Consider the following 21,233-nt stretch of genomic DNA (forward strand, 5'->3'; position numbering starts at 1 on the left):
TCACCCGAGCTATGACACAGAATAGTGCTTTAGAACAAGTGCTGGGCGGACTCATGCGCCGCTACCAGGAAAGAGTACCCGATGTGCAGGGTATCATCGCCGCCATGATTAAGGAAGGGCTGATTGAAAAGGCGGAAGATATAGAGAATGACCATATCGCATTCAGAACTATGGGCGTTCCGCATTTAGGTATCCAATCGCTGGAAAAGATCTTCCTGCATCTGGGATACAGGCGGATGGATCATTATGTGTTCAGGGAGAAAAAGCTGGATGCTTACTGGTATGCACCACCTGCTCCTCAATACCCGCGTATTTTCATCAGTGAATTACGTGTACAGGACCTGAGTCCTGTAACACAGTCCATCATTCGCTCTTACACAGATGAAGTGACCAGTGATCCGGTGGATGCTTTGGACCTGAATGATGCTGCTGCCGTGGATCAGTTCCTGCACAGCGGACTCTGGCCCACACCTACCTATGCTGATTTCCTCGAACTCGGCAAGGAAAGTGAATACGCTGCCTGGGTTATTTATAACCGTTATTATCTAAATCATTTTACCGTAAGTGTGCATAACCTGCCGGAAGGATTCAATCGCCTCGAAGCGTTTAATGAATTCCTGGAACGCAATGGTTTTGTATTAAATGATTCGGGAGGCAAGATCAAGGCGAGCCCGGATGGTTACCTGCGCCAGTCGTCAACTGTTGCCCGCAAAGTAGAGGCACAGTTTGCGGGAGGTGAGAACCATCTGATTGCGGGTTCCTATGTTGAATTTGCAGAGCGTGGGGTGCTGAAAGAATTCCAGCACCTGCCTGCTGACCAGATTCGTAGGGAGCATCGGCGCGAAGGATTTGAGGCCGGTAATGCGGATAAGATTTTCGAAAGCACCTACAGTGCGCAGACAAGCCGGGTGAATTAATCACAATTCAACCGGCAAATACTGCAATTCATCGTTAATCCTGCAACTTTGTACCATCTGACTTTGGGCGATACCCTCAATGGGCTATCTTGAAAAAAAGTCTGGATGTTGAACAGTATGGCCTTCCTGAAATATTCCAAAAGTGAAAGGTGGATAGCGGCACTGCTGCTGCCACCTTTTGCTATTATTGCGAATATTTTACTCTTTGGAAGCAAGTATTTCCAGTCTTTATCCGGATTTCTGACTGCCACCCTGATTACACTGGCAGTGATCTTTCTGGTGTATGTTTCCTGCGGAATGGTAGCTGTTATTTTTTTGCATAAGTATCCAAAATACAGCCAGACATTCAAGCGGATCGGCTTCAGTTTACTTGCTTATATCTTAATGATGACAGCAGGGATAAGTCTTTTGTTTTGGGGCTATGATTACCTCGGTTTTATGGGCTTTACCATGAATTATACCAATTTCTTCTGGACGCTTATGGTTGGTTTAGCCTGTAATTTGCTGGCAACCAGTTTTAATGAGGGAGCCACCTTTTACGAGAAATGGAGAGTTCTTGTAGATGAAGCGGAGCAATTGAAAAAAGAAAACCTGCAAAGCCAGCTGGAGGGACTCAAGGGCCAGGTAAATCCGCACTTTTTGTTCAACAGTCTCAATTCCCTGTCCAGTTTAATCAGTGAAGATCCGGGAAAGGCTGAGAAATTCCTGGATGAAATGAGTAAGGTGTACCGGTATATGTTGCGTACGAATGAAGATGGTCTCACTACCCTGGAAACCGAATTACAATTCATTCATAGTTATTTCCACCTGCTCAAAACGCGTTACGGCGATGGCCTGGATATGGAACTAAAGGTCGATGAAAAGCTGCTGCATTACCTGATTCCGCCGCTGACACTTCAGATCCTTGTAGAAAATGCAGTTAAGCATAACATGATTCTTCGCGATAGCCCGCTCGTGATTCAGTTGCTCACTACCAATAGCCGTAAACTCATTGTTACCAACAACCTGCAGCGAAAGAACCGGATGGTTTTTTCCAATAAAGTGGGACTTAATAATATCCATAACAAATACCGGCTGATGAAGCAGGAGGAGATCCTGATCCGGGATGACGGGAAAGAGTTTTCGGTTATTGTACCGTTGATTCAGCCCTGATTTACAGTTCATGCACTGATTTTAGCAACTAATCCGCTTCTTATACCAGAGGCGGACGGGGCATATTAATTTTGTGTAATATCGTTTGTATGAAAGTACTCATTGTTGAAGATGAAGAACTGGCAGTAAAGAAACTGCAGAAGACCCTGCAATCTGTGACATCCGACGCGGAAGTGGTAGGTATTACAGATAGCATCCGGTCTTCAGTTAAATGGTTGCAGGAAAATCCCACGCCGGATCTGATCCTGATGGACATAGAACTGGCAGATGGACAGAGTTTTGAAATCTTCGATAAGGTTGAGGTGAATACCACGGTAATTTTCACCACTTCCTATGATGAGTATGCGCTGAAAGCATTTAAGGTAAACAGCGTGGATTACCTGCTCAAACCGGTTCAGAAAGAAGACCTGGAAGCAGCCCTGGACAAATTTCACCGGATGAAAAAAATGCTGCTGGGTGCTGAGCCTTCGGGCAACCTGAACATGGATAGCCTGGTAAAAGAATTACAGCAGCGATTACAACCCAAAGAGTTTCGGAAACGCTTCCTGGTGAAACAGGGACAAAAACTCGTAAGTGTGGAAGTGGATGAAATCGCCTATTTCTATAGTGATGGGCGCGTTAATTTTTTCAAGACCAAGGACAACAGAAAGTTCATCGTAGATTATACCATGGATGAGCTGGAAGCCATGCTCGACCCTGACCGGTATTTCCGGATCAGTCGCTCATTTTATGTCTCCATCGAAAGCGTGGATCAGATCCATGATTATTTTGGCAATCGCCTGCTCTTGCATCTTCAGCCCGTGGTTGATAAAGAGGCCATTGTCAGCCGGGAGAAGGTAACCGACTTCAAACGTTGGATGGGGAAGTAAGAATGGAAGAGGGAGAAGGGAGACAAAGGAGACGGGAAGCCACATGAGCTTTTGTGAACTTAAAATCTCAAATTGCTGATATGATGTTTTTGTTTTTCTTGGACCTTTCCTCCTGCCTCCTTTGTCTCTAGTCTCCCTCCTCCTTTGTCTCCCTTCTCCTTTGTCTCCTAATCCATACGTCTCACGTCTGACGTCTGACATTTCACGTTTTCAACTTCATCTCCAGTCTCACCAGGGTTCCCGTATTTTTTTCAGATAAAATTTCAAGGTTGGCATTGATGGCGGCAGCGCGACGTTTCATGTCGAGGATACCGCGGCCTTTGGCTACACCGGATGTATTAAAGCCCTTGCCATCATCCTGGATCAGTAGTTGCAGTTTCTGTTTGCGGAGACGCAGTTGTACCTGGATATTACGCGCACCGGAATGTTTCACTGCATTGGTGATCGCTTCCTTATAGATGGAGAGCAGTTCATAACGGTGTTCCATATCCGAATGTTTGTCCTCGATATGCGGGTCGGCTTCAATCTGAATATTGACATCATTAAAGGATTCCTGCTCAAGTGCAAATTGTTTCATCCGCTCCAGGGTTTTCACCATCTGATCATTCTGTGGATTGATGCTCCAAACCATATCATACATGGCCTGTGTCATACGGTTGCTGGTTTCACTGATCTGGTGGATATAATCCCGCGTACGCTCACGGTCCTGTTCAATTTTATTTTTTGCGAGTTCACTAGAAATATTAATGCTGCTCAGTGAATTGGTCAGGTCTTCTGTTAAACTGGTGGCAATCCGGGTCCGTATACTTTCTGTTGCCCGGATCTTTTGCATCCGAAGGCGATCGAGCCAGTATAGAAAAGCCAGCAGAAGAAAGACCATCATCGCCATAAACCAATAGGAACGCCAGAAAGGAGGGCGCACCTGGATAATCAGACGGGTAACGGCTTCCGATTCCTCACCATCACCATTAACCGCTTTTACGAGGAAGGTATAATTGCGATAGGGCAGGTAGTTATAAATAGCCTGATTTCGGGTGGAACGAACCCAGTATTCATCGAGTCCCTCCAGTTTATGATAATACGTAAGTTGTCCGTGTTCCAGGTATTGAAGCGAAGCATAATCGATGGTGATAGAATTGTTTCTATGATTTAATTCCATGCGTCCTTCCCGCATGATTGAATCGTAATTCATTCTTTTGTTCAGTACTTTCAAATCAGTAATGGTTACCTGTGGCGGGCGGGTGGAATGCATTACCATTTCGGGATCAAACACCAGGAAATTGTGACTGGTAGTAAAAGCAAGCAGGGAGTCACCGATACGATAAGCACCACCTGAAGTGAAATTATCAAACTGAATTCCATCCCGGCGATCAAAGACCGTAAAGGAGTTCTGAGAAAGATTCCAGCGGCACAAACCATCCTGCAAACCTATCCATACACGGCCTCTTCTGTCAATTTGCAGGTAGGATGCGGAATTGGAAGGAAGTCCGTCATCTGCAGAAATAATCCGGTGGGTCATACTGCGCGTATTCAGTACCGTTAGATTGGCAGTAGCCAGCAGCAACAGGCTGTCATTATACCGGATGATATCGGTTGGGGAATCATTCCCTGTTTTCCAACCGCTTTCAGAAGAGCGTGTAATATGATGGAGGATAACCCCGGTAACCGGATCAATATGATAGGTGCCCCAGCCAAGCGTGCCGACCCATAAACTGCCATCCCAATCTATATACAGTTTATGTACCAGTCCGATTTCATGGATGAGTTCATATGCTTTAGTGGGATCTCCGCCTGATTTTTTAAAATCCCATTTGATCAGACGTCCGCCCTGGGTACCAAACCAGATATTTCCTTCCCGGTCTTCCACCATTTGCCGGATGGTTCGTTATTTGAAAATGGAGGGTTGGTCGTTGCGTACGGTACCAGTTTTGGGATTGTAGATCTTTAGAAATCCGGTTTGTTCACCTAGAAAAATCAGCCCTGTTTTACTGTGTTCCAGGATACTCCAGATGGTCATTGTATTCTTCCAGGGATTGAATGCAGCCGGTAGTTCCAGTGGCCTGAATTGCTTATCATAGAGATATAATCCTGCTCCCCAGGTGGCTACCAGGATCTGGCCATTTTTTAATTGCTGAACATGCTCAACCGGACCGTCCTGCACATTTTTTTCTCCCGGCCTAACCAGGTAATAAGCATTAAATGCCTGGGCTGTTGGATTGAATAAAAACAGGCCGTCTGTTGTTGCCAGCCAAAGATTTTCTTGTCGGTCTTCATATGCTTGCAGACCTACATCAAACCGAAATTTTTCTGTGTAGGGGGCAGTCTGATGTACAAACTGAAATCGTTGGTGTAAGGTATCGAACTCAGCAATAAAGGGCAGCCCATACACCCAGATCGTTCCGTTTTTTTGTTGGGACATACCTCTGAATTCATGATAGACTCTTGGAATGTAAGGTCCAATATAATGGCGAGTCTTTTTGCCCGTATTGCCATCGTACCAATAGAAATAAGGAACAGGATGTCGATAAGGCCAGTGAAACAGTGCCAGGCTTTTACTATTGTGAATGGGTTCAATTCCCTGGATATTATGTATACCTGCAAAGCTGTCGATGATTGGGTCCCTGGACCGGTTGTTCCCGGGATAGGAGAGTCTTTTCAGATCCGGTTCGTATTTGACCAACCCCGAGTCGCATCCCAGCCAGAGCACTTTACGATTGGCATCCGGTTGAAAATAGAGAACGGTCCAGTTTGCAGGAAGCGTTACCTCCCTGCTGATTGGCAGGAAGCGCTGTTGGCTTTCATCCAGGCGGAATACGCCTCTTCCAATCATCAGCAGGTAGAGGGTTCCTTTCCAGTCCTCTTTAAAGATAGAGGTATGAAAAATATTCAGTGATCTCGGAGGCATTTCAGCTTCTACATCCTTATAAGTGAAGCGTTCATTGTCAAACAGCCCAATTTGGTTTTCTTCATTAATAATCCACACCCTGCCTTTTGAATCGCAGAACATAGTAGCCAGGTTATTGGAAGGTATGCTGTTGGGCTGATTTGGATGGTGTTTGAAGGTGATAAATTCCCTGCCATCAAATCGCTGCAACCCATTGGTAGTGGCCAGCCAGATATATCCTTTTTTATCCTGGCCAACTGCATTCACATGATTGGATACAAGTCCGTTTGCCGTACTGTATTGTGTAAAAGAATACTGTCTGGCCTGTTGTGCCAGCAGGGATGCTGTGCATCCTGCAAAAAAAAGCAGTACTGAAAGGAGGGATTGCTTCAACATTCGTTTGTTCAGGTACTCAAATATACTCCGGTGAAAGGTACCAAAAGGAATGCCTTTACTAATATGCCAGAATCGTGGATGGATTGATGAATTTAATGGATAAGCTGTAATCAAGATAAGCTGGTTACAGTTGGGTGCAAGTTTTTGCGGTTTCATGCAGCAATGCCTTTCCCCGGGGCTTTGGGCAATTTAATATTGCAGACGCTTTTAATAACCTTATCGATCAGCTATGAAATTATCAACCGGCAGGAAGATCCTGTTCGCCAATGTACCGGCAGACGGGCATTTCAATCCACTCACTTCACTGGCTGCCCATCTGTTGGAAGAGGGCTATGAAATTGCCTGGTACTGTTCTGAGTTATACGAAGGAAAGATCCGGCAACTCGGAATTCGCTTTTTCCCCTTCCGGGAAGCATTGGATATCAATGTGCAGAATATTGATGTGTTGCTTCCGGAGCGTTCCAAAAAAAAAGGCAAAATCGCGCAGCTCAATTTTGACATGCAGGAGTTTTTCATCAAAAGAGGGCCGGAATATTACCGCGATCTGAAAGCGGTGTATGCTGAATTTCCTTTTGACCTGCTGATAGCGGACTGTGCATACATGGGTATTCCCTACGTGAAAGAAAAAATGAACATTCCGGTGCTTTCAATTGGTATTGTGCCACTGGTTGAAACTTCCCGGCAGCTTCCCCCGATGGGCCTTGGACTAACACCTTCGAATACCTTTCTGGGAAAACTGTTTCATAGGTTCCTGCGATTCCTGGTACTGGATTTTCTTTTTCAGCCCTCTTTCCGGTTAATGCATTCCCTGCTGGAGCAGCATGGCATTGAACATGGAAACCAGTATCTCTTTGACATGTGTATTTCCAAATCCGATCTCTACCTGCAAAGTGGTACACCCGGGTTTGAATATGAGCGCCCGGATTTGAGTGAGCAGATACGGTATATCGGTCCGGTTTTACCTCTGAAGAAATGGAAGAACCGGGAACCCTGGTATGATGCCAGGTTATCCTCCTACAACCGGGTAGTGCTCATCACGCAGGGAACTTTTGAAAAAGACTGTTCCAAATTACTGGAGCCGGCTATCGAAGCATTAAAAGACAGCAACTGCCTGCTGGTGGTTACAACCGGCGGATTTGGTCGCGATGCACTGTTGAAAAAATACAGCACACCCAATATTATCATTGAGGATTATATCCCTTTTGATGAAGTCCTTCCCTATACTGATGTCTATATATCGAATGGCGGATATGGTGGCGTATTGCTGTCAATACAACATGGAGTGCCCATGGTAGTAGCGGGTATCCATGAGGGTAAGAGTGAGATCAATGCCAGGGTGGGGTATTTCGGACTTGGTATCAACCTGAAAACAGAGCGGCCAAAACCTGGAAAGATACGTGCAGCAGTGGAGGAAATCCTGCAGCAGGACAGCTATCGCCAGCGCGTGAAAGAAATGTCGCGGGAGTTCATGCAATACCAGCCCCAGGCACTAACGGCCTTGTATGTACGGGAATTACTGTTGAAAAATTCATTAACCATTAACCATAAAAACAACCAACATGAAAAAAAGAGCAACAAAGCTGCTGCTGCTGGCAGCGATTATCGGATTTAGTGCCTGCAGTAAAGACAAGGACGAAAAAGGCGGTGTATTTCAAGGTCCGCAGGTAGCATTTCACGGAGGCAAAGCGCATTCTTTTGTCCAGGTAGGAAAGGATGGCAAACCAGAAAAGATGGGTATCTCGATCAATGACCAGGCCTGGAATAATTTACCAGTAGGTGGCGACCAGGGGCATAATCATGCCAATAGTGTTACGCTTCCGCTGCATGCAAAGGCGGAACTGGTTACACCCTTCAAACATATCGGACTGGATTGGAATCCTGCAGGACATGAACCTGAGAATGTGTACACCAAACCCCATTTTGATTTTCACTTTTACATGATCAGTGAAGCAGAGCGGTTGGCCATTCCTCCCTATGAAACGAATGCGGCCGGATTTGATAACCTTCCGGATGCAGCTTTCCTGCCGGCAACTTATATCGCGCCTCCAGGTGGAGTTCCTCAGATGGGAAAACACTGGCTGGATGCAACGGCACCGGAGTTAAACGGGTCAGCATTTACTGAAACATTTATCTATGGTTCCTATGATGGGAAGGTGAATTTCCTGGAACCAATGGTAACCAAAGCGTTCATTGAACAGTCTAATCTCTTTGAAAGGGCGATTCCTCAACCGCAGAAATTCAAAGTGGCAGGTTTTTATCCTACTAAAATGAAGATCGCGCGCGTAGGAACAAGCCGGGAGGTTACACTTGAAAACTTTGTGTACCGAGAAGCAAGCAATTAAACCTAATCTATATGCGCAGGTTCAATTTATTTCAGACATCACACAGCGCGCTTCGGGCGCAGTTGCTGGATGCCAGCCTGCAATTGCAGTTTACGAACTTTACCAAACCCCAGCAGGTGCAGCATCGGTTCGATCAGGTGATCGAACTGGTGCTTGCCTGTCAGCGGCAGGCTGAGGAAGAAAGTAGGTATATCATTCCTGCATTACTCGTTTTTGAGAAAAAAGTACCGGAATGTTTTGCTGCGAGCCAGCAAGTACGTAATTCTCCATTGGACCGAATCCTGGATCATATGCTGGTTTTTGATAAAGAAGCAGGATCCGACCGTGCCAATAAATGGGCTGGTGTTCTTTTCAGGGCCAGTTTCCGGAAATTGTCAGATTGGGTGATTCAGGCCATGCAGCGGCAGGAAGAAATGTTGAACCCCTTGTTGTGGAAACATTATTCGGATGATGCACTTTATATGTTGCAGCTTCGCATTGAAGGCAAACAACCTTTATCTGAATGGCTGGAGCTTTGTTCCTGGATGATTAAGGATATGGATGATGAAGACATTGCAATATGGCTGAATTCTATGGAATCCAGTTTACCCGCGCCGGTTTTTGAACTATTACTGGAGAAGATACTGGGGCAGTTGCCTTTGCTGAAATGGGATATGGTGGAGGAAAGGAAGCGGGAGGAATGGAAGAAGGAGGAATGGAAGAGGGAGTATGGAGTTGTGGTATAAAGAAGTGAAGAGACAAAAAAATACCCGCCGGTTGGCGGGTTTATTTTTTAGGGTAGCTCCTGTTTAGAGTGCACTTAGTTGCTTGGGAGCAGGTACTACGTTGTTGATGGGCTTGCTAGCTTTCAGGTAAAGAAAAATAGCACGCAGGTCATCATCCTTTAACTTTGCAAAATTTGGCCAGGGCATAGGTGGTAACATTGGGCGACCGCCTTCCAGACCCTTGTATTTTCCTTCTCTCATAGCACGGAAAAATTGCTCTTCTGTCCAGGCACCGATACCGGTTGAATCTCCACTGATATTGGCTGCATAGGAAACACCCCAGGGGCCAACAGCGGCGGTTAAGGAAGGTCCAAATAACAGCCATCCCTTTGATAAAACCGATGTATCAATTGGTCCGATTGGTTGTGTAGCCAGGTGACCTGCAAAGCGGAACTCCATATCCGGCTCAGGGCCATGAGCCCCCATTTTTTTAGGAGTATGACAATCGTCGCATCCGATGGTATTTACAAGGTATTCACCCCGTTTAACCGCATCCTCTGCTGTGGCAGTAGTTTCTGCAGCCTTGGAATCTGTAACCGGAGCCTGGCAGGCAATAGCTGTAATCGCAACGATTGCTGCCAATCCTGCTACTGTTAACAAGATCTTTTTCATTGTTGATAGGTTGTTTGAAGATTAATGAATTGGGGGCAAGGTAATCTTCCAAGGCTCCGGAGGCAAGGAATAAGAGGATAAACTGCATAAATTTCAGGATGAAGTGTGCAGCAGGGGGCTACCACTGGTCGATCAGGTCAGATGACGAGATGGCAAAGAAACCTGTTTAAGAAACTCCGCAGCGGCTAAAGGCATACTGGTAAAAATCCTGCACAGTTATCATGCGGGTGAAGTCCTCCGGCTTTACTTTAAAGTTGAGGTGATGTTCTATTACTACCGCCAGGTCAATATAATCCAGGCTGTCCAATTCCAGGGTTTCCTTGAGATGGGCATCAGGGGTGATTTTTTCCGGTTCCACTTCAAATTCTTCCGCCAGAAAGTGGTTTATTTTCTCTATGATCTCTTGTTCTGTCATACTCATAGAAATAAATATATTCAATATCCTATTCAAATGTACAACTAATGCCAAGTGTTTAGTAATTTTCTCGCATGCTAAAACCAGGTTTAAACGACTCCTATGATGTTATAATAATCGGTTCAGGTGTGGGCGGACTGACCGCAGCAGCACTGTTGAGTAAGGCCGGTTATGCTGTTTGTGTGCTGGAAAAAGAGCCCCATGCAGGTGGTTACCTGGCGGGATTTCGTCGCAAACAATTCTTGTTTGATACAGCCATTCACTGGCTGAACCAGTATGGTCCGGGTGGATTGATCTGCCGGATTTTCGACCTTATCGGCTCAGATTATCCGGTTGCTGTTCCCCAACAACGCATTCGTCGCTACCAGGGCAATTCGCATAGTTACCTGCTCACGAATAATCCGGATGAATGGCGTGATCAGTTGATTCGCGAATTTCCTCATGAGGAAAAAGGAATCCGACGCTTTTTTGCCAGCGCAAAAAAAGTGGGCCGGTCTTTTAAGGAGTTCAACACCGTATTTCGTGCCAAGGAGAATATGTCAATCTGGGATAGGGTCAAATCGGGCTATAACACGTTTCGCTTTGTAATGCCGTTTATTCCCTACGTAATGTACAGTGGTGAAAAAGGATTGAAAAAAGGATTGAATAAATTTTTTAAGGACCCGGGACTACATAAAATTTTTGCTGCAGAACACGAACTAATTGGTTGTTTTGTTCCCATTGGCTGGGCTTATTATGGTGATTTTCAAAGTCCTCCAAAAGGTGGCAGCCAAATGATCCCCAAATGGCTGCAGCATAATATTGAATCCCGCGGCGGGCAGGTACTGTTTCAAAGTTCCGTGAATCAGATCCTGGTGGAGGACAATAAGGCCACCGGTGTGCAGTTTACGCATCGCAAGAAGCCCTATACGTTTAAGAGCAGGTACGTGATTGCAGCAAATGATATTGAAACTGTATATGAGAAAATGTTACCGGAACATGTGATACCTGCTAAACTGAAGGAAAAACTTCGGAAGGCAGAATTATATACCTCCTCAGTAACCTTATCCATTGCATTGGATTGTCCGGCTGAAGCGCTCGGTTTTGGTGAAGAGATGATTCATATCATCAATGACGGACAGCCATTTGAGGCTCATTCCAATGGTGATCCGGATACTGTTGAAATGAGTGTGCTCGCAGCAACGGTGCGTGACAAATCACTTTGCCCCGAACACCAGGGTACACTCACAGTTTATATGCCCGCGGAGATGCACTACCGGGATGAATGGCTTACTACCAAAGATGCCGAAGGCAATTATATACGCGGAGAAGCCTACCGTCAATTAAAGGAGGAAATCGGAGAGAAACTGATCCGGAGAGTAGAGGAAAAAGTGGCACCGGGCTTACGGGAACATATCCTGTTTTATGAAGTGGCTACTCCGGTTACGCATTATCGTTATACAGGCAATAAAAATGGTACGATGATGGGAGCAAGACCCGGACGAGCCAACATGCAGGCTAAAATCGCGCATTATCAGACGCCGGTGCAAAACCTGATCCTGGGTGGTCACTGGGCTGAACTGGGTGGCGGTGTTCCGATTGCTGTAAAAGCCGGTGCGAATGCAGCTTTCCTGATCCTGAAAAAAGAAAAGCCAGCTCTTTTTAAAAAGCTGGCCCGTTATATGGATGGGAAATCGGATTTACAGGAGGTGTTAACAGATCCTTCTTTCAGCAGGGAAGAATTTCCATTCAAGGCTTTTCCTACTCCCGCTGAACGGGCTGCCCAAAAAGCTGCAGAACTTTCGTCTGCTTCCTAGGGATAATCCTCCAGTAGTTTATACACCAAATTTTTTCTTCAGGTAAGTCAGTGCCATGGCATTGGCTTCCTGTGTTTTAGCAGGGTCATGTTTGGGATTACTGGGATTCGCAAAACCATGAACTGCATCAAAAATTTTATAATCCAGGGATTTGCCTGCCGCTTTCATATCAGCTGCAAATTGCTCGATGATTTCTTTGGAAATGTATTGTTCAGTTGCAAAAAGTCCAAGTACATCGGAATTCAGGGTCTTCAATAACTCTACATCTTTCACCGGCATGCCATAATAAATTACGGATCCGATATTTTGTTTGTTTCCAATAAGTGCAGAGCGGAGCGACCAGCTGCCACCGAAGCACCAACCGATATTCGCAACCTGTGCTTTTGAACCTGCATAACTATATGCACCTTTCACGATGGTTTCCAGGCGTGCAGGATCTGTACCCTGCATGTATTGTCCGGCCATCTTCGGATCATTGGTTACTTTTCCATCATACATATCAATGGCTATCACATTTACTTTTTCTCCGAGGTCGGCATATAAGCGATCTGCTTCCTGTTTGATCTGGTCATTCAGTCCCCACCATTCCTGGTATACAAACAGCCATTTAGTGCTGGACTTTTTAGCTTTAATCAGGTAGGCAGAAGCAGTTTTTCCATCACTGGTGGGATAGCTGATCATGCTGCCCTTTGCATCCCATTGAATGGCAACCGGAATCGGATGTAGGGCCTGGAAAGCAGGATCGTTTGCAAAGTTTACCATATCGTCTGCCAGGGGATGACATACTACTGCATTCTTCAAATGTGCAGTTGAATCAACGGGTTTCCACCAACCAATGGATGCCAGCAAAAGGCTGATGGGAAGTACTAAAAACTTTATCATTTCGTCTCGATTTAGGAAAAGTTAACAAGGATCAGGACGCATTGTTCAAAGGGAACAGTAAGATTAGCTCAAACGATTGCGTCTGGCGCTTCGGCTCTAATGGTTTATATTTCAACAAATTCAACTGTGTATGCGGTGTTTACCTTTTTTTCTGTTGATGTTATCACTCCATGCAGGTTCCCAGGTTGTACCGGCAAAGGATTGGTTGCTGCAGCCGGAGTCCTTTGTCGCCAGTGTAAAAACCAGTAAGGATGGGAAAGACCTTGAATTAAGCAATGGACTAATCAGCCGGCAATTTCGCCTGCAACCTAACCTGGTTTGTTATAGTTATACCAATCTGTCCAATGGAAGACAATTATTACGTTCCATCCGGGAGGAGGCACGCATTACTATAAATGGTAAAACCTATAAAATTGGCGGATTAAAAGTGCCGGATGAGAAAGCCTATTTTTTGCCTGAATGGCTGGATGGGCTGGCTGCTACAGACAGCAGCTTTCAATACCAGGAGCACCGGATAGAAGAGATAAAGCCTGTTCTCAACTGGAAAACCAGAGGCTGGGCATCCGGTGCGATACCCGCTACGGGAAAGAAACTGATCTTCAGGTATCGGTCGCCGTTAGCTGAACTGAAAGGGCTTGAAATCCTGGTAAATTATGAACTGTACAGCGGCCTGCCATTGGTTAGCAAATCGCTCCAGGTAATTAATAACAGCTCACGAAGCTTGCTCATTGACAGCCTGGTGCATGAAGTGCTGGCGATGGTGGAAGAGGAGAGTGCAGTGATAGGAAGTCCTGAGCAGATGAAAAAACCAACGGGCATTTATTTTGAAACGAATTATGCATTTAACAATGCGATGCGGTACACATTAAGTGATCAAACCCTGCATTGGAAAACGGATCCGGGATATACTTCGCAGGTAAATTATAATTATGAAACACCCTGTTTGCTGGAGATCTATCCCGATCATGGTCCGGGTGTACAATTACATCCCGCCGACACGCTTCAGTCTGTAAAAACCTATGAACTTGCCCAGGATAATGCAGACCGGGAACGAAATGGCCTGGCTATCCGGAAAATGTATCGCACCATTGCTCCCTGGGTTACAGCCAACCCGATATTTATGCACCTGGTAAGCAAGAATGATGAAGAAGTAAAAACGGCTGTGGACCAGTGTGCAGCAACCGGATATGAGGCATTGATCCTGAGCTTTGGCAGTCACTGTAATATGGAAGATACGAGTGCCGAAAATATCAAAAAATGGAAGGAACTGGCTGATTATGCACACAGCAAAAAGGTCCTGATTGGTAGTTACTCCCTTTTTAGCTCACGCAGGATCAATGATGAGGAAGATGTGATCAACCCTAAAACCGGTAAACCCGGTGGCACCATGTTTGGCAATGCACCCTGTTTGGGAAGCCGGTGGGGACTGGATTATATTCAGAAGTTAAAAACCTTTATGAGCCAAACGGGATTTGATCTGTTTGAGAATGATGGTCCTTATCCGGGTGATCGCTGTGCATCCACCAAACATCCCGGGCATACCGGGCTGGATGATTCACAATGGAAACAAATGGAATTGCAAAAAAGCCTGTATCGGTGGTGTAATGAAAATGGGATTTATGTAAATGCGCCTGATTGGTATTTCCTGGATGGTACACATAAGATCGCAATTGGTTACAGGGAAGTGAATTTTTCTTTGTCGCGCGAGCAACAGAAAATCCTCAACAGGCAAAATATTTATGATGGCACTTGGGAAAAAACGCCCTCCATGGGATGGGGTTTTGTTCCCCTGATAAAATACCAGGGAGGCGGACCGGAAGCCATCCTGGAGCCACTTTCAGAGCATTTGAAAGACTATGAGCAACTGATGATGCAGTATTATGGTGCAGGGGTACAGGCCTGTTATCGCGGGCCACGTCTCTATGATACAGAAACAACCAAAGCAACTGTAATCAAAGTAATCAGTTGGTATAAGAAGTACAGGGAAATTCTGAATGCCGATGTGATTCATTTGAGGCGGGCTGATGGGAGAGATTGGGATGGAATCCTGCATGTTGATCCCAGACTTCCTGTTAAAGGATTGGCGATGTTATACAATCCGACCGGGAAGCCGATTACGCGTACCATTCAGCTGCCCTTGTATTATACAGGTTTGCAGCAATCAGTTGTACTAACATGGGCGGATAACCGAAAACAAACCGTTGCGCTCAACCGCGATTTTAATGCCACTATTACAGTAACGATTCCTGCAAATGGGTATACCTGGATGACGGTTAGCAAACCATAAATAATATATTTGGTGTACAAATAGGGAAAGATGAAAATCGTTGTACTGGATGGTTATACATTGAATCCGGGTGACCTTAGCTGGAAGGGCCTGGAAGCCCAGGGCACACTGATTGTTTATGACCGAACAGCACCTGATCAGGTAGTGGAGCGGGCAAAAGAAGCCACGATTGTACTAACGAATAAAACAGCCCTAACGGCGGATCAACTAGCGGAGTTACCCGAACTGAAATTCATCAGTGTACTGGCAACAGGATTTAATATAATAGATATAGAGGCAACTAAACAATTAGGCATCACCGTTAGTAATGTTCCGGGCTATAGCAGTTATTCCGTGGTTCAGTTGTGTTTTGCCTTATTGTTTGAATTAACACATCGTGTACAGCAGCACAGTGATGCGGTGCACCAGGGACAATGGGTTAACGCTCCCGATTTTTCTTTCTGGCAACAACCTCTGGTGGAGTTGGCAGGAAAAAAAATGGGATTAATCGGATTGGGTGATATCGGTCAAAAAATGACGGATATGGCATTAGCGCTGGGCATGGAAGTGCTGGCTCACAGTCGAACCCGAAAAGGAAGACTGGAATCTCAACGTTTCAAATGGGTAGAGCTGGATGAATTGTTCCGTGAGGCAGATGTGGTGAGTTTGCATTGTCCGTTAACACCGCAAACAAAAGACATAATCAATGCAGCCAGGTTGCGTCAGATGAAGCAGACATCCTACCTATTAAATACAGCCAGGGGACCATTGATTGTGGAAGCCGACCTGGCGCAGGCATTGAATGAAGGATGGATAGCAGGAGCCGGACTGGATGTGTTGAGTGTTGAACCACCTTCCGCAGACAATCCTTTATTAACCGCCAAAAATTGCCTGATCACTCCGCATATTGCCTGGGCTTCCGTCGAAGCACGCACACGCCTGCTTGAGGAAACCATCGCAAACGTAAAGGCTTTCATTGCGGGTAAACCAAGAAATGTTATCGGACTGTAATTTTCACCTTTCACCTTTCACTTCTTTTCACATCTCACGTCTCACGTCTCACTTCTCTATTTCAAAGCTCAACTTAACCGTCACACGATACGCGGTTATCTTACCATTTTCAACTGTGGCACTCATGTCCTGGATATAAACGGAACGGATATTATGCAGGCTTTTGGAAGCTTCGGTAACAGCCTGCTGGGCGGCATCTTCCCAACTTTTTGTGGAGTTGGCCATCAATTCCAACACTTTTACAACTGACATAGAATTTGTTTTAATGGTGAGTGAATGGAATGCCTTATAAAGTTAAACTTCTTCCATGAATGTTTAATCATCTAGTTTACGTGATACATCCTGAAAAATAACCACTCAACACATGTTAAAAGTGTTCCTGCAACGCAATGGTAATTTTGATTGTCTCTGCCTTCACGAAAAGAAGAGTAAACATTTAACGAAAAAACAGCATTATGAGGAAATTTATCTTGTACTTAACGGTTTTGATTTCGTTGAGTACAACCGCAGCTGCACAAAAAGCTGTTACGGGTAAAGTGGTGGATGAAAAGGATGGAAGTCCAGTTGTAGGAGCTTCCATTCGGGTAAAAAATGGGGCCATTCTGGGCACAACCAATGAGCAGGGAGGATTCTCGGTTTCTGCTCCAGACAATGCACGTGCATTGGTATTTACCTATGTTGGATACGATGAAATAGAAGTAGCAATCACCGGAAATGAACTGCTGGTTAATATGAAACAGGCCAGCCGTTCCTTAAATGAAGTGGTGGTAACAGGATATGCAACCCGTACACGTCGCGCCAATACAGGTTCTGTATCTGTAGTGTCAATTGATGATATCCGGACACAGCCGAATGCTTCTTTTGATCAGATGTTACAGGGACAGGCACCTGGTATCAACGTAAAAACAGGATCCGGGCAACCGGGTAGAAATGCGGATGTAATCATCCGTGGTAAAGGATCCATCAATGGATCCAATGCGCCTTTGTATATTCTGGACGGAGTTGAAATTCGTGCGGGTGATTTCAGCACCATGAACCAAAATGATTTTGAGTCTGTAACCATTTTGAAAGATGCAGCTTCTACTGCTATTTATGGATCACGTGGTGCTAATGGGGTAATTGTGATTACAACCAAAAAGGGAAGAGCGGGACGTATGCGTCTTAGCTATGATGGCCAGATCGGTACGGCAAGACTTCCAGAGAATCAGTTAAAACTAATGAATACCCAGGAAAAACTGGATTTCGAAATGAATATTGCCGGTAACCCCTGGGGCTGGTCGGCTGCAGATGTGGAAGAGCTTAGTAAGGTCAATACCAATTGGAACGATCATGTTTTCCGCAATGCGGGTATGCAATCACACCAGATTTCTGCTTCAGGTGGTTCCGATAAAACCACATTTTATACTTCACTAGGTTATTACGATGAAGAAGGAATCACGATTGGAACCGGAATCAAAAAATACAATGGCCGGATCAACATCGCACATACTGATAATAACCTGAAAATTGGTGCCAATATGGCCGGCGGCTGGTCAAGTTATACAGGTACTTTTGAAGGAGATCAGAGTATTGGTTCTCCGCTGAATACTGTAATCTGGGCCTTGCCTTATGAGCGTCCCTACAATGCGGATGGTTCTTATGGAGAGTCCGTTCAGTTCCCTTTCTGGATTAATCCGGCTGAAGACCTGATTGAAAACCCTAATCGCAGCTGGCAGTTAAAAGGTTCAGGAAATATTTACCTGGAATACAAATTACCCTGGGTGAAGAACCTGACCTATCGTATCAATGCTGGTGGCGATTATTCTCAATTGGAAGGATTTAGTATCATCAAAAATGGTACGCAGTCGGCTCGTCAGAATGAAGCATTTGGTCAGGATTTCCGCCGGAATGGTGAAATCGCCAGAAGCCTGGACAGACGTTTCCGGTATACTATAACCAACAGTTTGAATTATAAAACCGATCTGGATCAGGATGGTGATCATAATTTGTCAGTATCGCTGTTTACGGAGTTTGTAAAAAACACATCCCGTTCATTCAATTATACAGCTTATGGCTTACTGCTGCCGTTTGAGAATGAAGCAGGGTTGGTACCTGGAACTGTTGACAATGGATTCATTCCGGTTGTAGGTGGTGGATTTCCGGAGAACAATGCCCTGATGTCTTATTTCGGATCAGTGGATTATGCGTATAAGGGTCGTTATTTTCTGACCTTGACAGGAAGAACCGATGGTTCATCCAAATTGAGCCCGGAGAACCGCTGGACACAATACGGATCAGTAGGTGCGAGCTGGATTGTGAGCGATGAAGATTTTTTCAAGTTCAATGCAATGAATTTCCTCAAACTCAAAGCGAGTTACGGATCTGTGGGTAACCAGAATGGTATTGGCGATTTCCCTTATCTGCAACAATATGGAAGAGGTAGTTATGGTGGTCGCGGTTCCCTGAGTGTAAATCGTTTGGGAAATAACCTGCTGACCTGGGAGATCAGAAGCACACTTAACATAGGTGCTGATATGGAATTCTTTCAATCGCGGGTGCGGGCATCTGTTGAATGGTATAACAGCTTAACCAAGGGATTGTATTTCTCTCCCTTTGTTCCAAGTACCAGTGGAGGAAATGGAACCTTACTGAGCAACAATGGTAGCATGCAGAACCGTGGTATTGAAGCTTCCATTGGTGTGAAGATTATCAATAAGCGGAATTTCAAATGGTCAATTGATGCGAACTATGCGTATAATAAAAATACGATTAAGTCGCTCCCGGATGGCCAGGATTTCCAATTGTACAAGAGCTTCCAGGCACTCCAGGTAGGTAAACCTTTCAACAGTTTTTACCTGGTACGGTATGCAGGTGTGAATCCGGCGAATGGAAATTCACAGTACTATAAAGCCGATGGAAAAACAATTACAGAGCAGTATGATGCAAATGACCTGGTGGTGTTGGGAACAAGTGATGCTCCGCACAATGCTGGTTTAACTACAACGGTAAGTTATAAAGGGATCGAGTTTTCTGCCTTCGGTGTTTTATCTGCCGGAAACTACATCTATAACAATGCACGCCTGAATGTGGAATACAATGGTTATACCACTTCCGGTTTTGCAAGAAGTGGATTGACGGCCTGGACAACACCCGGACAAATCACCAATTTCCCCCGGATCAGTGAAACAACAGAGTCCAATACTACCCGCTTCCTGGAGAAAGGAGATTTCTTCCGGTTGAGGAATGTACAACTGGCCTATACCTTACCCGCAGAAGTGGTAAGTCGCCTTAAGATCCAGGGCTTCCGAATTTTTGTACAGGGTCAGAATCTGTATACCAAATTCAAGTTCCAGGGCTGGGATCCGGAAGTATCCAGTGTGAATGATGCAGATCCGAACTCCAATGCCTCGGTAAGTGGAGCACAGTATCCTTCTTTAAAGCGTGTAACCGTAGGCGTTAACCTTACCCTTTAATTCTCAAAAACAGAACACATGAAACGTAGTTTTTTATATACAACCATTTTAGCTGGAGGCCTGCTGGTACTGAGTGCCTGTAACAAACAGCTGGAAACCGAACCGCAGACAGAACTGACCGAATTGAAAACCTTTGAAGATGTTCAATCTGCTCTTCAGGGAAGTTATGAAGGATTTAAAAGTGTAAGGTATTACAATAATCCTGCAGCAAGTGGATTTTCAAGTGCCTGGAGTGCATTACCCGATATGATGGGTGATGATATGATTGAGGCATTGGAAAGTCTTGGTAACTGGCGTATTTTATCTGAGCTGGCCTACAATGCAGATAATGGTGCGGTACAGGGTGCGTTCCGGCAAGGATATGAAATCATTTCCCGTGTGAACAATGTGTTGCAGGCATTGCCTGTATATGAGACCGGAGATACAGAGGCGGAAGCAAAAACGGTTCGGGGGCAGGCACTGGCAATTCGTGCACATGCTCATTTTGACTTGTTGCGTTATTTTGCTCCCCAATACGATCGGAATTCTACCGAGCTGGCAATTCCTTATGTTACCAGTTTTGATCCTTTAAATCCGCTTACTATTTTGCCGGCACGAAATACGGTAAAAGAAGTCTATGACCGGATCTTTGAAGATCTCGACAATGCCTTGACTGCTTTTGAGCAGGGAGGTAATCCTTCCGGAAATACTGCCCGCTATTACATTGATGAAACAGTAGTTCATGCTATGCGGGCCCGAATCAATTTATATGCTGGAAACTGGCAGGCAGCAATTGATGAAGCAACTGCGGCATTGGATGCTCGTGGACTCACAGATGCCGATGGTTATGTAGCAGCGTTTTCAACCGATACAGAAGCTGCTCCTTCGAGTGAAGTGTATTGGTCGATTCCCTCTGACAATTCGCTTACACCTGGTGGTGGTATCTCCGGAGGCAATCCCAATTACCGGGTAGCAACTCCGATCAGTAATATTATTAAAGATATGGGTGGTGCTTACGACGAACCAGGAGTCATTCTCTTTGATCAAACCGGTATTGGTGGTTTTCAACGAACCATCGTTGATAAATACCCGGGCGTAAACAGTTTTAAAGTATTCCGTGCAGGGGAGATGATGCTGATTCGGGCAGAAGCAAAACAGCGTCTTGGAAATCCAACTGCTCTGGAAGATCTGAATGCGTTGCGTACTGCACGCGGTGTGGATGAAGGCAATGAAACGGGTGCAGCACTTCTGGATGCGATCCTGTTGTTGCGCAGAGTGGAATTGCTGGGTGAAGGACATCGCTGGTTTGATATCAAGCGTACTACGCGCATCATCAATAGAACTGAATGTGGTACTGCAGGTGGGTCTTCTTCCAACAATTGTACTGTTGGAGCCAACTCGCGTTCCTGGGCATTTCCCATTCCTTTTAATGATATTCGGGTGAATCCGAACCTGGTACAGAATCAGGGATACTAAAGAAGTTAGAAGTTAGAAGT

17 protein-coding genes and 1 pseudogene are annotated in these 21,233 nt (G+C 45.3%); 11 read left to right on the plus strand and 7 right to left on the minus strand.

Going from position 1 to position 21,233, the window contains the following annotated elements; translation table 11 throughout:
* Nucleotides 1-11: 11 nt before the first annotated feature.
* From L0U88_RS10550 to L0U88_RS10560, 3 genes are all read left to right on the plus strand, one after another.
* Nucleotides 12-917: a DUF1338 domain-containing protein gene (locus L0U88_RS10550; RefSeq protein ID WP_234866014.1), complete on the plus strand. Its 906-nt coding sequence runs from the start codon at nt 12-14 to the stop codon at nt 915-917.
* Between the two features lie 105 nt (nt 918-1,022).
* Nucleotides 1,023-2,069, plus strand: coding sequence for a sensor histidine kinase (locus L0U88_RS10555; RefSeq protein ID WP_234866015.1), 1,047 nt, complete (start codon nt 1,023-1,025; stop codon nt 2,067-2,069).
* Between the two features lie 89 nt (nt 2,070-2,158).
* Complete coding sequence (locus L0U88_RS10560; RefSeq protein WP_234866016.1) at nt 2,159-2,938, plus strand: LytR/AlgR family response regulator transcription factor; 780 nt, start codon at nt 2,159-2,161, stop codon at nt 2,936-2,938.
* Between the two features lie 202 nt (nt 2,939-3,140).
* Here the strand turns inward: L0U88_RS10560 and L0U88_RS20905 are convergent, their stop codons facing one another.
* The 3 genes and pseudogenes from L0U88_RS20905 to L0U88_RS10570 all read right to left on the minus strand — a co-directional run bounded on the left by L0U88_RS20905 (nt 3,141) and on the right by L0U88_RS10570 (nt 6,374).
* Nucleotides 3,141-4,457, minus strand: a complete 1,317-nt coding sequence (locus L0U88_RS20905) for an ATP-binding protein (protein ID WP_353620653.1) — start codon at nt 4,455-4,457, stop codon at nt 3,141-3,143.
* 309 nt (nt 4,458-4,766) lie between these two features.
* Nucleotides 4,767-4,820, minus strand: a pseudogene (locus L0U88_RS20910) (two-component regulator propeller domain-containing protein); the annotation flags it as partial.
* Nucleotides 4,821-4,823: 3 nt separating this feature from the next.
* Nucleotides 4,824-6,374: a ligand-binding sensor domain-containing protein gene (locus tag L0U88_RS10570; RefSeq protein WP_234866018.1), complete on the minus strand. Its 1,551-nt coding sequence runs from the start codon at nt 6,372-6,374 to the stop codon at nt 4,824-4,826.
* A 73-nt stretch (nt 6,375-6,447) separates the two neighbouring features.
* On the opposite strand from L0U88_RS10570, the gene L0U88_RS10575 reads away from it, so the two are divergent.
* Genes L0U88_RS10575 through L0U88_RS10585 form a run of 3 tightly spaced genes read left to right on the plus strand, consistent with a single transcriptional unit; the run spans nt 6,448 to nt 9,285 of the window.
* Nucleotides 6,448-7,830, plus strand: a complete 1,383-nt coding sequence (locus L0U88_RS10575; protein ID WP_234866019.1) for a glycosyltransferase — start codon at nt 6,448-6,450, stop codon at nt 7,828-7,830.
* Nucleotides 7,778-8,560, plus strand: a complete 783-nt coding sequence (locus tag L0U88_RS10580; RefSeq protein WP_234866020.1) for a DUF5602 domain-containing protein — start codon at nt 7,778-7,780, stop codon at nt 8,558-8,560. The genes L0U88_RS10575 and L0U88_RS10580 overlap by 53 nt, the downstream gene beginning before the upstream one ends.
* An 11-nt stretch (nt 8,561-8,571) precedes the next feature.
* Nucleotides 8,572-9,285 (plus strand): hemerythrin domain-containing protein, encoded by a 714-nt coding sequence (locus L0U88_RS10585; protein WP_234866021.1) that lies wholly within the window; start codon nt 8,572-8,574, stop codon nt 9,283-9,285.
* Nucleotides 9,286-9,348: 63 nt separating this feature from the next.
* Here the strand turns inward: L0U88_RS10585 and L0U88_RS10590 are convergent, their stop codons facing one another.
* Together L0U88_RS10590 and L0U88_RS10595 are read right to left on the minus strand one after the other, a co-directional pair.
* Nucleotides 9,349-9,936, minus strand: a complete 588-nt coding sequence (locus tag L0U88_RS10590; RefSeq protein ID WP_234866022.1) for a c-type cytochrome — start codon at nt 9,934-9,936, stop codon at nt 9,349-9,351.
* Nucleotides 9,937-10,102: 166 nt separating this feature from the next.
* Nucleotides 10,103-10,351 carry an acyl carrier protein gene (locus L0U88_RS10595; protein WP_234866023.1) on the minus strand — a complete coding sequence of 83 codons (249 nt, stop codon included), beginning with the start codon at nt 10,349-10,351 and terminating at the stop codon, nt 10,103-10,105.
* 74 nt (nt 10,352-10,425) lie between these two features.
* On the opposite strand from L0U88_RS10595, the gene L0U88_RS10600 reads away from it, so the two are divergent.
* Nucleotides 10,426-12,147: a phytoene desaturase family protein gene (locus L0U88_RS10600; protein ID WP_234866024.1), complete on the plus strand. Its 1,722-nt coding sequence runs from the start codon at nt 10,426-10,428 to the stop codon at nt 12,145-12,147.
* Between the two features lie 18 nt (nt 12,148-12,165).
* On the opposite strand, the gene L0U88_RS10605 is transcribed toward L0U88_RS10600, so the two are convergent.
* Nucleotides 12,166-13,029, minus strand: coding sequence for a dienelactone hydrolase family protein (locus L0U88_RS10605; protein WP_234866025.1), 864 nt, complete (start codon nt 13,027-13,029; stop codon nt 12,166-12,168).
* 157 nt (nt 13,030-13,186) lie between these two features.
* On the opposite strand from L0U88_RS10605, the gene L0U88_RS10610 reads away from it, so the two are divergent.
* Both L0U88_RS10610 and L0U88_RS10615 read left to right on the plus strand, forming a co-directional pair.
* Nucleotides 13,187-15,316 (plus strand): alpha-galactosidase, encoded by a 2,130-nt coding sequence (locus L0U88_RS10610; RefSeq protein WP_234866026.1) that lies wholly within the window; start codon nt 13,187-13,189, stop codon nt 15,314-15,316.
* A 30-nt stretch (nt 15,317-15,346) separates the two neighbouring features.
* The gene (locus tag L0U88_RS10615; RefSeq protein WP_234866027.1) at nt 15,347-16,306 is read left to right on the plus strand and encodes a D-2-hydroxyacid dehydrogenase; all 960 of its coding nucleotides are present in this window, start codon (nt 15,347-15,349) and stop codon (nt 16,304-16,306) included.
* A 48-nt stretch (nt 16,307-16,354) separates the two neighbouring features.
* Here the strand turns inward: L0U88_RS10615 and L0U88_RS10620 are convergent, their stop codons facing one another.
* Nucleotides 16,355-16,558, minus strand: a complete 204-nt coding sequence (locus tag L0U88_RS10620) for a dodecin family protein (protein WP_234866028.1) — start codon at nt 16,556-16,558, stop codon at nt 16,355-16,357.
* Between the two features lie 203 nt (nt 16,559-16,761).
* Between L0U88_RS10620 and L0U88_RS10625 the strand changes: the two genes are divergently transcribed.
* Together L0U88_RS10625 and L0U88_RS10630 are read left to right on the plus strand one after the other, a co-directional pair.
* Nucleotides 16,762-19,758 carry a SusC/RagA family TonB-linked outer membrane protein gene (locus L0U88_RS10625; RefSeq protein ID WP_234866029.1) on the plus strand — a complete coding sequence of 999 codons (2,997 nt, stop codon included), beginning with the start codon at nt 16,762-16,764 and terminating at the stop codon, nt 19,756-19,758.
* A gap of 18 nt (nt 19,759-19,776) precedes the next feature.
* On the plus strand, nt 19,777-21,213 hold the full coding sequence (locus L0U88_RS10630; protein WP_234866030.1) for a RagB/SusD family nutrient uptake outer membrane protein: 1,437 nt from the start codon (nt 19,777-19,779) through the stop codon (nt 21,211-21,213).
* Nucleotides 21,214-21,233 lie beyond the last annotated feature (20 nt).

The organism is Flavihumibacter fluminis (assembly GCF_021491375.1).
Taxonomy (GTDB): Bacteria; Bacteroidota; Bacteroidia; order Chitinophagales; family Chitinophagaceae; genus Flavihumibacter; species Flavihumibacter fluminis.

Coding starts and splice junctions, on each gene's coding strand:
- L0U88_RS10580 (WP_234866020.1), top strand. CDS start 7,778: ATGAAAAAAAGAGCAACAAAGCTGCTGCTGCTGGCAGCGATTATCGGA.
- L0U88_RS10555 (WP_234866015.1), top strand. CDS start 1,023: ATGTTGAACAGTATGGCCTTCCTGAAATATTCCAAAAGTGAAAGGTGG.
- L0U88_RS10600 (WP_234866024.1), top strand. CDS start 10,426: ATGCTAAAACCAGGTTTAAACGACTCCTATGATGTTATAATAATCGGT.
- L0U88_RS10605 (WP_234866025.1), bottom strand. CDS start 13,029: ATGATAAAGTTTTTAGTACTTCCCATCAGCCTTTTGCTGGCATCCATT.
- L0U88_RS10630 (WP_234866030.1), top strand. CDS start 19,777: ATGAAACGTAGTTTTTTATATACAACCATTTTAGCTGGAGGCCTGCTG.
- L0U88_RS10610 (WP_234866026.1), top strand. CDS start 13,187: ATGTTATCACTCCATGCAGGTTCCCAGGTTGTACCGGCAAAGGATTGG.
- L0U88_RS10560 (WP_234866016.1), top strand. CDS start 2,159: ATGAAAGTACTCATTGTTGAAGATGAAGAACTGGCAGTAAAGAAACTG.
- L0U88_RS10625 (WP_234866029.1), top strand. CDS start 16,762: ATGAGGAAATTTATCTTGTACTTAACGGTTTTGATTTCGTTGAGTACA.
- L0U88_RS20905 (WP_353620653.1), bottom strand. CDS start 4,457: ATGACCCACCGGATTATTTCTGCAGATGACGGACTTCCTTCCAATTCC.
- L0U88_RS10575 (WP_234866019.1), top strand. CDS start 6,448: ATGAAATTATCAACCGGCAGGAAGATCCTGTTCGCCAATGTACCGGCA.
- L0U88_RS10590 (WP_234866022.1), bottom strand. CDS start 9,936: ATGAAAAAGATCTTGTTAACAGTAGCAGGATTGGCAGCAATCGTTGCG.
- L0U88_RS10595 (WP_234866023.1), bottom strand. CDS start 10,351: ATGACAGAACAAGAGATCATAGAGAAAATAAACCACTTTCTGGCGGAA.
- L0U88_RS10620 (WP_234866028.1), bottom strand. CDS start 16,558: ATGTCAGTTGTAAAAGTGTTGGAATTGATGGCCAACTCCACAAAAAGT.
- L0U88_RS10585 (WP_234866021.1), top strand. CDS start 8,572: ATGCGCAGGTTCAATTTATTTCAGACATCACACAGCGCGCTTCGGGCG.
- L0U88_RS10615 (WP_234866027.1), top strand. CDS start 15,347: ATGAAAATCGTTGTACTGGATGGTTATACATTGAATCCGGGTGACCTT.
- L0U88_RS10550 (WP_234866014.1), top strand. CDS start 12: ATGACACAGAATAGTGCTTTAGAACAAGTGCTGGGCGGACTCATGCGC.
- L0U88_RS10570 (WP_234866018.1), bottom strand. CDS start 6,374: ATGAAACCGCAAAAACTTGCACCCAACTGTAACCAGCTTATCTTGATT.